The sequence below is a fragment of the Franconibacter helveticus LMG 23732 genome (genome assembly GCF_000463115.2).
GTDB lineage: Bacteria > Pseudomonadota > Gammaproteobacteria > Enterobacterales > Enterobacteriaceae > Franconibacter > Franconibacter helveticus.
On sequence record NZ_AWFX01000049.1, the window covers coordinates 383632 to 395578 of the forward strand.

12 protein-coding genes and 1 riboswitch are annotated in these 11947 nt (G+C 56.4%); of the genes, 7 read left to right on the top strand and 5 right to left on the bottom strand.

Going from position 1 to position 11947, the window contains the following annotated elements; genetic code table 11:
* Window positions 1-60: 60 nt before the first annotated feature.
* Window positions 61-771, bottom strand: coding sequence for an ABC transporter ATP-binding protein (locus DW56_RS16870; protein ID WP_024552786.1), 711 nt, complete (start codon window positions 769-771; stop codon window positions 61-63).
* An 896-nt stretch (window positions 772-1667) separates the two neighbouring features.
* On the opposite strand from DW56_RS16870, the gene uvrB reads away from it, so the two are divergent.
* Complete coding sequence (gene uvrB / locus DW56_RS16875; RefSeq protein WP_024552787.1) at window positions 1668-3689, top strand: excinuclease ABC subunit UvrB; 2022 nt, start codon at window positions 1668-1670, stop codon at window positions 3687-3689.
* Window positions 3690-3777: 88 nt separating this feature from the next.
* Here uvrB and yvcK read toward each other — a convergent pair whose 3' ends face one another.
* Window positions 3778-4686 carry a uridine diphosphate-N-acetylglucosamine-binding protein YvcK gene (yvcK, locus tag DW56_RS16880; protein ID WP_024552788.1) on the bottom strand — a complete coding sequence of 303 codons (909 nt, stop codon included), beginning with the start codon at window positions 4684-4686 and terminating at the stop codon, window positions 3778-3780.
* 228 nt (window positions 4687-4914) lie between these two features.
* Window positions 4915-5046, top strand: a riboswitch (molybdenum cofactor riboswitch).
* Here yvcK and moaA point away from each other — a divergent pair.
* From moaA to DW56_RS16910, 6 genes are all read left to right on the top strand, one after another.
* Window positions 5034-6023, top strand: a complete 990-nt coding sequence (gene moaA / locus DW56_RS16885) for a GTP 3',8-cyclase MoaA (RefSeq protein WP_049291960.1) — start codon at window positions 5034-5036, stop codon at window positions 6021-6023. It overlaps the preceding riboswitch by 13 nt.
* A gap of 21 nt (window positions 6024-6044) precedes the next feature.
* Complete coding sequence (moaB, locus tag DW56_RS16890; RefSeq protein ID WP_024552790.1) at window positions 6045-6557, top strand: molybdenum cofactor biosynthesis protein B; 513 nt, start codon at window positions 6045-6047, stop codon at window positions 6555-6557.
* A gap of 3 nt (window positions 6558-6560) precedes the next feature.
* Window positions 6561-7046, top strand: coding sequence for a cyclic pyranopterin monophosphate synthase MoaC (gene moaC, locus DW56_RS16895; RefSeq protein ID WP_024552791.1), 486 nt, complete (start codon window positions 6561-6563; stop codon window positions 7044-7046).
* Entirely contained in the window at window positions 7039-7284 is a 246-nt protein-coding gene (moaD, locus tag DW56_RS16900) for a molybdopterin synthase sulfur carrier subunit (RefSeq protein WP_024552792.1), read from the top strand. Before moaC ends, moaD begins: the two co-directional genes overlap by 8 nt.
* 2 nt (window positions 7285-7286) lie before the next feature.
* Window positions 7287-7736, top strand: coding sequence for a molybdopterin synthase catalytic subunit MoaE (gene moaE, locus DW56_RS16905; RefSeq protein ID WP_024552793.1), 450 nt, complete (start codon window positions 7287-7289; stop codon window positions 7734-7736).
* A gap of 73 nt (window positions 7737-7809) precedes the next feature.
* On the top strand, window positions 7810-8517 hold the full coding sequence (locus tag DW56_RS16910) for a Bax inhibitor-1/YccA family protein (protein ID WP_024552794.1): 708 nt from the start codon (window positions 7810-7812) through the stop codon (window positions 8515-8517).
* A gap of 287 nt (window positions 8518-8804) precedes the next feature.
* Here the strand turns inward: DW56_RS16910 and DW56_RS16915 are convergent, their stop codons facing one another.
* Genes DW56_RS16915 through DW56_RS16925 form a run of 3 tightly spaced genes read right to left on the bottom strand, consistent with a single transcriptional unit; the run spans window position 8805 to window position 11862 of the window.
* Entirely contained in the window at window positions 8805-9860 is a 1056-nt protein-coding gene (locus DW56_RS16915; protein ID WP_024552795.1) for a lysylphosphatidylglycerol synthase transmembrane domain-containing protein, read from the bottom strand.
* A complete protein-coding gene (gene clsB, locus DW56_RS16920) occupies window positions 9860-11104 on the bottom strand; it encodes a cardiolipin synthase ClsB (RefSeq protein ID WP_024552796.1) in 1245 nt (414 codons plus the stop codon). Before clsB ends, DW56_RS16915 begins: the two co-directional genes overlap by 1 nt.
* Complete coding sequence (locus tag DW56_RS16925) at window positions 11101-11862, bottom strand: endonuclease/exonuclease/phosphatase family protein (protein ID WP_024552797.1); 762 nt, start codon at window positions 11860-11862, stop codon at window positions 11101-11103. Before DW56_RS16925 ends, clsB begins: the two co-directional genes overlap by 4 nt.
* Between the last annotated feature and the right edge of the window lie 85 nt (window positions 11863-11947).

Consider the following 11947-nt stretch of genomic DNA (forward strand, 5'->3'; position numbering starts at 1 on the left):
GCTGTTTCAGCCATCCCGGCGGTGGCCGCAATAAAGCGTTATGCTTCGCTGTCGCTGCTTTCAGGGCGTTATCCAGTGCGTCAGCTTTTCGTTATCCAGCTGGGCAACGCTGCCGCGAGCGACGGCGCGTCCGCGATGCAACAGGCAAAAGCGATCCGCGACCCGGCGAATGAACGACAGGCGCTGTTCCACCAGCAGCACGGTCAGGCCGAAATCGCGGTTCAGGCGTACTATCAGCAGGCTTAATTTTTGAATGAGACCCTGGCCGATGCCGCGTGTCGGCTCGTCCAGGATAAGCAATTTGGGGTGGTTGACCAGCGCCCTGGCGAGCGCCAGCAGCTGTTGATCATCGCCTGAAAGATCCGCCCCGCGCAGATGGCGCAGCGCATACAGTTCGGGAAAAAGATCAAATATCATCTCCGGCAAAGGGCCGGGCTGGTCTGTTGCTGCGAGCATGGCGATGCGTAAGTTTTCCTCAACCGTAAGTTGCGAAAAAATGCGCCTGTCCTGCGACAGAAAACCGATGCCAAGCGCCGCCCGATGTTCCGGCGCGAGCGCCAGCAGCTCCGCCGGGGGCTTGCCTGCTTCATGCCACATGATGCTGCCGCTTTCCACAGGCAGGTAGCCGGCAATACAATTCACAAGCGTTGTCTTGCCCATGCCCGGCGCCCCCATAACGCAGGTGCACTCGCCGGGCAGCAAATCAAGATCGACATTCCACAGCGTGTGCTGCGTACCGTAATACTGATTCACAGCGCGTAAACTCAACATAGCAAACTCCTTTCTGAGAGGGTGAAGAGATAACCACTTCGCTGACTGCGCAGCGTTACGAGCGTTTTATTCACCAGATCACCAGCGTCCTGCGTCGCTTCTCCCAACCGGGAGAGAGGGTCGAGTTCCGGTATGGACAAGCTGCAATTCTCTTGCCAGAGAGAAGAAAGGCGGTGGAATCGCCTGGTCTTTGAGATAAAACTGATAAAAAAGGGTGAGAAAACGCCCTGCGCCTAAGACTCCGCCAGCAAACTGCACTTAAAGGGTGCTGATGCGATAAAAAGCTTGCCGCTCTGGTGCAGCGGTTTGCCTGGTTTTTAAACACTGACTGGGCAATATGTGAGCTTTATTGCATAACAAAGCTGAACATAAAGCGTCAAAAAACGTCTAAAGCGGGCAATAAAAAATTTTTTCCGTCTCGTTATACAAAAATCAGGGTTTTCGCGGGACGGCGCGGTTAACGGCTTGCAGGCAGTTATCCACTATTCCTGTGGATAACCTTGTGCATTAGAGTTAGAAAACGTGCCGCAAGCGAGAGCGGATGCGGGTTTGCGGCTGATTGGCGCTAAAGCCGTCTCGAAAAAATATCCTTTTTATTTCAGCTTGTTATGTAAAATCAATGGCAGTAAGAAAAGTGTCACCTGCTGCAATAAAACCATCACAGCTTCGCTTGACAAATGTTAAAAGGGCAAATCTTCTGGGGATAACCCCGTACCGCTGATTTTTTACGCGAGCAGGCCGAATAAATGTCGCTATGCAGCATGCTTAAACGCGGCGTGACCGCTTCTGCGCGCAAGATACTGTGTTTTCATCCAGTATTTAGTGCTGGCAAAAATTCAGCGTAAGAGTAAAATTAGACCTCCGGCCCGCCCAAATCTGCATCAGGTAGTCATTTCATGAGCAAACCTTTCAAACTCAATTCCGCTTTTAAACCTTCCGGCGACCAGCCTGAAGCGATCCGCCGTCTGAAAGAAGGGCTGGAAGATGGTCTGGCGCATCAGACGCTGCTTGGCGTAACCGGTTCCGGTAAAACCTTTACCGTCGCTAACGTTATCGCCGACCTTCAACGTCCTACGATGGTGCTCGCGCCAAACAAGACGCTGGCGGCGCAGCTGTATGGCGAAATGAAAGAATTCTTCCCGGATAATGCGGTCGAGTATTTCGTCTCTTACTACGACTACTACCAGCCTGAAGCTTATGTACCCAGTTCCGATACGTTTATTGAAAAAGACGCCTCGGTGAACGAGCACATTGAGCAGATGCGCCTTTCCGCCACCAAAGCCCTGCTTGAGCGCCGCGATGTGGTGGTGGTGGCTTCCGTTTCCGCCATTTACGGTCTGGGCGACCCGGATTTGTATCTGAAGATGATGCTGCACCTCACGAAGGGCATGATCATCAACCAGCGCGATATCCTGCGCCGTCTGGCGGAGCTGCAATATACCCGCAACGATCAGGCATTTCAGCGCGGCACTTTCCGCGTACGCGGCGAAGTGATTGATATTTTCCCGGCGGAATCGGATGACCAGGCGCTGCGCGTGGAATTGTTTGACGAAGAGGTGGAGCGCCTCTCGCTGTTCGACCCGCTCACCGGCACGGTGGAATCGGTTATTCAGCGTTTCACCGTCTACCCTAAAACGCACTACGTTACGCCGCGCGAGCGCATCGTACAGGCGATGGAAGAGATCAAAATTGAGCTGGCGGATCGCCGCAAGGTGCTGCTTGCCAATAACAAGCTGCTGGAAGAGCAGCGCCTCACTCAGCGCACCCAGTTCGACCTCGAAATGATGAACGAGCTGGGCTACTGCTCGGGGATTGAAAACTATTCGCGCTATCTGTCTGGCCGCGGCCCGGGCGAAGCGCCGCCTACGCTGTTCGACTACTTGCCTGCCGACGGGCTGCTGGTGATTGACGAATCGCACGTGACTATCCCGCAGATAGGCGGCATGTATCGCGGCGACCGCGCGCGTAAAGAGACGCTGGTGGAATATGGTTTCCGTCTGCCCTCGGCGCTGGATAACCGTCCGATGAAGTTTGAAGAGTTCGAAGCGCTGGCGCCGCAGACCATTTATGTTTCGGCAACGCCTGGCAACTATGAGCTGGAAAAATCGGGCGGCGAGATTGTTGATCAGGTTGTGCGCCCAACCGGCTTGCTCGACCCGATTATCGAAGTGCGGCCGGTGGCGACGCAGGTGGACGATCTGCTGTCGGAGATCCGCAAGCGAGTGGCCATTAACGAGCGCGTGCTGGTGACCACGCTGACCAAACGCATGGCGGAAGACCTGACCGAATACCTTGAAGAGCACGGCGAGAAAGTCCGTTATCTGCACTCCGATATCGATACCGTAGAGCGTATGGAGATCATCCGCGATCTGCGTCTGGGCGAGTTTGACGTGCTGGTGGGGATTAACTTGCTGCGTGAAGGGCTGGACATGCCGGAAGTGTCGCTGGTGGCGATTCTGGACGCCGATAAAGAAGGTTTCCTGCGCTCTGAACGTTCGCTTATCCAGACTATCGGCCGCGCGGCGCGTAACGTCAACGGTAAAGCCATTCTTTATGGCGACAAAATCACGCCGTCAATGGCCAAAGCGATTGGCGAAACGGAGCGTCGTCGTGAGAAACAGCAGCGCTATAACGAAGAGCACGGCATTGTGCCGCAGGGCCTGAACAAGAAGGTGGTGGATATTCTGGCGCTGGGCGAAAACATTGCCAAAACCAAGCCGAAAGGCCGCGGCAAGAGCCGCAGCGTAGCCGATGTGGAAGCGGCGGAGCTGGCGCTGACGCCTAAAGCGCTACAGCAGAAAATACACCAGCTTGAAGCGCAAATGGTGCAGCATGCCCAGAACCTGGAGTTTGAGGAAGCCGCGCAAATTCGCGACCAGCTTCATCAACTGCGTGAGCTGTTTATCGCCGCGTCCTGATTAACGTCGCGCACTCCCTCTTCTTAACCGGAGAGGGCTTCACTTCAGACGCAGCAATGCGTTCTCTCTCAACGCACGTTGCGGCTATTCATCCCAGCGCCTGAATCGCTTTTTCCAGCGCAATGCGCAGCAAATGCCGGTCATGACGATGCGGAACGTCGCTCGCCTCCAGCGGTTGCTGCACAATAACGCGATTTTGCAGGCCGCTGACATCCATATGCGGGCCAACCACCACGGCATCCACTACCGGTTTGCCGACATATTGCTCCATCACCGCCAGTTTTTCTGCGAGCGACAGGTTATCCGCCGCCGCGCTCTGCTCGCGCCCAAGATTACCGACATAAACCATCGGCGCGGGCGTGCGGCGCAGCGCCTGGGCCAGATCTTCCACCAGCAGCAGCGGGATAAGGCTCGTATAGAAACTGCCCGGCCCGATAATAAGCAGATCGGCTTCGCCAATCGCCTGAATCGCTTCTCGCGTCGCCTGGACTTTCGGATAGAGCATCAGCTCTTTAGGCGACTGGGTAAGTAAGTCGATGCTGACTTCGCCATACACCGCGTTGCCGTCGGCATCAATCGCCATTAAATCCACGGGCTGTTCAGACATCGGGATTAAAAAGGCGTCTACCTTCAGCAGGTTGCGAATTAAATTTATCGCCTCAAGAGGCCGCACGCTCAGGTGATCGAGCGCCTTTAACATCAGGTTTCCAAGGTTATGACCGGAAAGTTCGCCGTTACCGCCAAAACGGTATTCAAACATGGCTGAAGCAACGCTGGGTTCCGTAATAAGTTGGTTAAGGCAGTTGCGCATATCTCCCCAGGCGATACCGCCTTCGGAACGGCGAATACGCCCGGTGGAGCCGCCGTTGTCGGTGGTGGTGACGATGCCGGTAAGCCTTGAACCCAGCGAAGAGAGCGACGACATGACCCGGCCAAGGCCGTGACCGCCGCCCAGCGCCACCACCCTGTCGAGGTCCGCAAATGTGCGATTGCGCATGTTGAATCCTTATGAACCCAAAAACGGCCTACGTTAACGTAAAGTGCGGCGAAAGACGATCCGCCATCCGCCTTAAAATGACTCATATCAAGGCAAAAAAGTGACTTTTGCGTATTCTGTTGCGAAATGTGGCGAATAAACCGCTATGTATAAGTTTATATAGCGAAAAACGGCGTTGGCGAAACCCTGTTTCACGCGCTACTATCGCCATTACCACGTTTCAGCAAAATGAAACAGACACTCAAAGCCTTTGCCCCTAAGTCCTCGTGATATGGCGCTCTGGCCGTGGCGACGCCACCAGGGTGCAGGAAGAAATGACTGCATCTCCCGTATTTGGAAAGGTGTACATGGTTTCTCAACTTACCGATGCTTTTGCGCGTAAGTTTTATTACTTACGCCTGTCGATTACCGACGTTTGCAATTTTCGTTGTACTTACTGCCTGCCGGATGGCTACAAGCCCGGCGGCGTAACCAACAAAAGCTTCCTTTCGCTCGATGAGATCCGCCGCGTGACGCGCGCGTTTGCCGCGCTCGGCACGGAAAAAGTGCGCCTGACGGGCGGAGAGCCTTCATTACGCCGCGATTTCACGGATATCATCGCCGCAGTGCGCGAAAACGCCGCCATTCGCCAGATTGCCGTTACCACTAACGGCTACCGCCTTGCGCGTGATGTCAACGCGTGGCGCGACGCCGGCCTGACTGCCATTAACGTCAGCGTCGACAGCCTTGATGCCCGTCAGTTTCACGCTATTACCGGGCAGGATAAGTTCCGTCAGGTGATGGAAGGCATCGACGCCGCCTTCGCGGCGGGGTTTGAGCGGGTGAAGGTCAATACCGTGCTGATGCGCGACGTAAACCATCATCAGCTTGATACGTTTCTTGCGTGGATCAAGCCAAGACGGATCCAGCTACGCTTTATTGAGCTGATGGAGACAGGCGAGGGCGGTTCGCTGTTTCGCAAACACCATATTTCCGGTGCCACTATCCGCGAAGAACTGCTTAAACGCGGCTGGATCCACCAGATCCGCAACCGGGCAGACGGCCCGGCGCAGGTGTTCTGCCACCCCGATTACGCTGGGGAAATCGGCCTTATCATGCCGTACGAAAAAGACTTCTGCGCCAGCTGCAACCGGCTGCGCGTGTCGTCCGTCGGCAAGCTGCATCTGTGTCTGTTCGGCGACGGCGGCGTTTCGCTGCGTGAATTGCTTGCCGATGACAGCCAGCAGGGGGCGCTGGTGGCCCGCATTGAAGAGGCGCTGACGTATAAAAAGCAGACCCACTTCCTGCACGACGGCAACACCGGCATTACCCAGAACCTCTCGTACATCGGCGGTTAACCTTTTTACAAGGAGTAGAGCATGAGCCAGGTTAGCGCGGAGTTTGTTCCGGCGCATATTGCTATTCTTACTGTCTCCAGCCGTCGCGGCGAAGACGAAGACACGTCCGGCCATTACCTGCGTGACGCCGCCCTGGAGGCAGGCCATCAGGTGGTGGATAAAACCATTGTTAAAGAGAATATGTACGCTATTCGCGCGCGGGTGTCTGAATGGATAGCCAGCGACGATATTCAGGTGGTGCTGATCAACGGCGGCACCGGTTTTACCGCGGGCGATGTGGTGCCGGAAGCGCTGTTGCCGCTATTCGACCGTGAAATAGCCGGTTTCGGCGAGCTCTTTCGCATGCTCTCTTTTGAGGAGATAGGCACGGCGATGATGCAGTCGCGCGCGGTGGCGGGTATCGCCAACCAGACGCTGATTTTTGCGATGCCCGGCTCGACGAAAGCCTGCCGTACGGCGTGGGAAAATATCATTGTGCCGCAGCTCGACGCCCGCACCCGGCCCTGTAATTTCCATCCTCATCTTAAGAAATAAGTTATGTCGCAACTGACCCACATTAACGCCGCGGGCGAGGCCCACATGGTCGACGTTTCCGCTAAAGCGGAGACGGTGCGCGAGGCGCGCGCCGAAGCCTTCGTCACGATGCGCCCGCAAACGCTGGCGATGATTATCGACGGCAGCCATCATAAAGGCGATGTCTTCGCCACCGCCCGCATTGCCGGCATTCAGGCGGCCAAGCGCACCTGGGAGCTGATCCCGCTTTGTCATCCCTTGCTGCTCAGCAAAGTTGAAGTTCAGCTGCATGCCGAACCCGAGCACAGCCGCGTGCGCATTGAGTCGCTTTGCCGGCTGACGGGGAAAACCGGCGTTGAAATGGAAGCGCTCACGGCGGCATCGGTGGCGGCGCTCACCATTTACGATATGTGCAAAGCGGTGCAGAAAGATATGGTGATTGGCCCGGTGAGGCTGCTTGCGAAAAGCGGCGGCAAATCGGGCGACTTTCAGGTAAACGACAATGATTAAAGTGCTTTTTTTCGCGCAGGTGCGCGAGCTTGTCGCCACCGACGCGCTGGAGCTGGCTGCGGATTTCGCCACGGTTGAAGCGTTGCGCGCGCACCTTTGCGCGCGGGGCGACCGCTGGGCGCTGGCGCTGGAATCCGGCAAGCTGCTGGCTGCGGTAAACCAGACGCTGGTGGCCTTCGATCATCCCTTGCAGGCGGGCGATGAAGTGGCGTTTTTCCCGCCGGTGACGGGAGGATGACGATGGAAACGCGTATCCGCGTCGGGCATGAAAATTTTCACGTTGGCGATGAGTATGAGTGGCTCGCCCGGTGCGATGAAGATGGCGCCGTCGTCACCTTCACCGGTAAGGTGCGCAACCACAATCTTGGCGACAGCGTTAGCGCGCTGACGCTGGAGCACTATCCCGGCATGACAGAAAAAGCGCTGGCGGAAATTGTCGACGAGGCCCGTTCCCGCTGGCCGTTGCAGCGCGTGTCGGTTATCCACCGTATCGGCGAACTCTGGCCGGGCGATGAGATTGTTTTTGTCGGCGTGACTGGCGCTCACCGCAGCCAGGCGTTCGAAGCGGCGCAGTTTATCATGGACTATCTGAAAACCCGCGCGCCGTTCTGGAAACGCGAAGCCACGCCGGAAGGCGACCGCTGGGTCGAGGCGCGGGAGAGCGACCAGCAGGCGGCGAAGCGCTGGTAAGCGGGTTTCGCAGAATGTGCCAGGCTTTTACAAGGGGGCGTAAGCCCGGTATTTATCATCAAGAGGAGCCGTCATGGACCGATATCCACGTTCAAGTGACACTATTGTGCAACCGCGCGCCGGGTTGCAGACTTTTATGGCGCAAGTATATGGCTGGATGACCTGCGGATTACTGCTTACCGCCTTTGTCGCCTGGTATGCCGCTAACACGCCCGCAGTGATGATGTATGTGTTCTCAAGCCGCATCACCTTTTTCGGGCTTATCATCGCGCAGCTGGCGGTGGTGTTTGTGCTGTCGGGGCTGGTGCATAAATTAAGCCCGGCGGTAGCGACCGCGCTGTTCATGCTCTATTCGGCGCTGACCGGCTTAACGCTCGCCAGCATTTTTCTGGTTTATACCTACGCCTCTATCGCCAGCACGTTCGTTGTCACAGCGGGGATGTTTGGCGTCATGAGCCTTTATGGCTATACCACCAAACGCGATCTCAGCGGCTTCGGCAATATGCTGTTTATGGCGTTGATAGGCATTCTTATCGCCTCGCTGGTGAACTTCTGGCTGAAGAGCACCGCGCTGATGTGGGCGGTAACCTATATTGGCGTGATTGTCTTTGTGGGCCTGACGGCGTATGACACCCAGAAGCTGAAAAACCTGGGCGAGCAAATCGACGTTAACGATCGCGGAAACTTGCGCAAGTACTCGATTGTCGGCGCGCTGACGCTTTACCTTGATTTCATCAACCTGTTCCTGATGCTGCTGCGAATTTTCGGCAACCGTCGCTAAGCGAACGGGATAGACAAAAACCCTCTGCGGAGGGTTTTTTTATGGGCGCAAGGCAGGCCGTGCTCCGGCCCGGCGACTTTGCCACTCAACAAAACGCGCTAATCAGCGCATAAAACATGCGCGCCGAAAAGGCATTCTTACGCGACGGGTAAGCGCAGCGCTCACCGTGTGACAGAACAAAGGCGGGCGCATACCCGCCTGGAAATGAAAACGCTCAAACGGGAGCTACCTGTTTGAGCGTTTTCGCTTTTAACTGCCGAAGCGCGATCGGGCGGGACGTCGGCTAACTAGCTTTTCGCTTCGCCTTCCTGCGCCCGGAACCCTCTCTCTGGCGCACGGCTCTCTGCCCGGCTCTCATCCGGCGTGCCAGATTTTTTCTCCGCGCTGGCAAGCTTTTTCTCGTTCTTCGCCCGAAGTTTTTTGGCGCGGCTCTCCAGCACCAGATAACAGATAATGGCGACAAGCAGCGGCGCGAAGAAGTAAAGCATACGGTAGGCGAGCAGGGCGGCGATAATGGCGCCGTGGCTGACATGTTCGCCCGCCAGCAGGGCGATAAACACCGCCTCCAGCACGCCGATGCCTGCCGGAATGTGCACAATAACCCCGGCGATACTGCTCACGAGTAATACGCCCAGCACAAAGAAGTAGTTCACCTGCTGGCCGAGCAGCAGCCAGATAATCGCCCCCATCGCCATCCAGTTAGCGCTGGAGATGACCATCTGAACCAGAGCGAACTTCCACGACGGCAAGACCAGCTTTTGGCCTTTGATAGTGAGATGGCGACGCTTAGCGAACGCGCAAGCCCACAGGTAAAAGCCAATAAAAGCCAGCAACGCGATACCGATAATGCGCAGCGTGCTTTCATCGATATACCAGTGAGAAGGCAGTTGCACCACGCCGATACTGAAAATCACCCCGCCAAGCAGGATATAACCAATCCAGTTGGTGGCGATACTCAGCGAGAATATGCGCGTAATGGTGCTGCCCGGCAGCCCAAGCCGCGAGTAAAGCCGGTAGCGCATCCCTACGCCGCCAACCCAGGTGCTGAGCGTCAGGTTAAAGGCATAACAGATAAACGACACCAGCATGACCTGTCTTTTGGCAAGCTTATGGCCGCAGTAAGCGCGTCCGAGCAGGTCATAAAAGCCATACAGCACATAGCTGACTATCACCAGCGCAACGGAGCTTAACAACGCGGTGCGGTTGTAATCGCGGATGACTTTCCACACCTCTTCCCAGTCCACTTTTTGCGCGTACAGCACAATCAGAACGGTGACGGCGATAAAAAACAGCCAGGTGAGGATCTTTTTCGCTTTACGCCATTTCGGATGTGATTTCGCCATCAGGGTTTCACTCCTGGATTCTCGGTCTCGACCCGGTCCTGGGTCTCGATTTCAGGTTGAACAGGCGGATTGACCAGCGCGAGACGCGGAGTATGCGCAGGCAGCCAGCCGACCAGCGCCGGGAAGTGGCGCAAAAAGTGGAACGCCAGCACGCTTTTCGTCAGGTTCCACCAGGTGCGGCGCGGCATCATTGACTCATCAACCTGCTTGCAATCTTCACGAATAAGCCGGTTAAGGTTGTCGCGCAGCGTCTGGTTAAACTGGCGGTCGTGAATGATAAGGTTCGCCTCCAGGTTCAGGGAGAGGCTCAGCGGGTCGAGATTGCTGGAGCCGACCGTCGCCCAGTGGTCATCCATCAGCGCCACTTTGCCATGCAGCGGGCGGCGCAAATATTCAAATACCTGCACGCCGCCTTTCACCAGGTAGTTATAAAGCAGCCGCGCGCCTACTTTAACGATAGGCATATCTGGCTCACCCTGCACGATAAGCTTCACGCGTACCCCGCGCCGCGCCGCGTTGCGCATGGCGTGCAGCAGCCGGTAGCCAGGGAAGAAATAGGCGTTGGCGATGATCACCTCTTTCTTCGCGTTGGCGAGCATTTTCAGGTAATAACGTTCAATGTCGTCACGGTGTTCGTCGTTATCGCGCCAGACAAACAGCGCCTGCGCCTCGCCGGGCGTGGTGTTGTCCGCCGCCTGCTGGCGACGACGACGCCACCAGCGCCTGTTCTGTTCGTTTTCCGGCAGGTTGCTCAGCACAAACTGGTAGATATCCTGCACGACCGGGCCTTCCACCCGTACCGCGTAATCCTGCTTCGCCTCCGGGCCATAGTCCGACATGTGTTCGGCGGAGTAGTTAATGCCGCCGACAAAAGCCACCTCTTCGTCTACCACCACAATTTTGCGGTGCATACGGCGAAAGAGATTGGTGCGCATGCCAAACAGCGGTTTTCGCGGGTCGTAGTAGCGAAACACGACGCCTGCGGCGGTAAGCTCATTAACAAACTTATCGCTTAAGTCCGGCGAGCCGTAGCCGTCCAGCAACACTTCGATATTCACGCCGCGCTGCGCCGCGCGCAGGATCACCGCATGCAGCTTGCGGCCAACGTTGTCTTCAAACCAGATAAAGGTTTCGAGAAAAACTTTGCTTTTCGCTTTATCGATGGCGGAAAAAACCGCCGGGTAAAATTCATCCCCGTTTTCCAGCAATTGAATGCGGTTGCCATCACGCCAGGTCGGTTTCATAGATGGATCTCCACAGCCAGGGGGGCATGATCGGAAAGGTGTCGCCAGGTACGCAGCGGCAGCGCGGTAGGCGCGCTGACGGTCGCGTTTTTAACGTAAATGCGATCGAGGCGCAGCAGCGGGAAGCTCACCGGAAAGGTGCGCGCCGGGCGGCCATAGGCCCGGGTAAACACCTCATCCAACCCCGTATGCTGGTGCAAAAAGCGGTTCGCCTGCTGCCGCCAGTCGTTAAAATCGCCCGCCACCACTACCGGCTCGCCATCCGGCAGGCTGTTGACCAGCTCCGCCAGCATATTGAGCTGTTCCTGACGATGCGCTTCCTTCAGGCCCAAATGCACACAAATGACATGCAGCGTTTTATCAAACGAGGGGGGCGTTATCTGGCAGTGGAGCAATCCGCGCTTTTCATGCCCGTCCACGGACACATCGAGGTTCTCATACTGCTCAATAGGGAAACGGGAAAGCACCGCGTTGCCGTGATGGCCTTCAGGATAAACGGCGTTGCGCCCGTAGGCGTAGTCGCTCCACATGGTGTCGGCCAGAAACTCGTAGTGCGTGGTGTCCGGCCAGTTCTCCACGTGCAGCGGATGCACCTCATGCGCGCCCATGACCTCCTGAAGGCAGACGATATCGGCGGAAACCGTCCTTACCGCGTCCCGTAGTTCCGGCAAAATAAAGCGCCGGTTAAAAGCGGTAAATCCCTTGTGTGTGTTAATGGTGAGCACTTTGAATGAAAATCGCTGTGTTTGCCCTGCCATGATTCTCCCGTCACGTTTCGCTGTCCTGTTGGAAATAAAGTGTAGTCTTAGTCACAAAAAGGTGCGGGCTTACGGAATTTTCCGT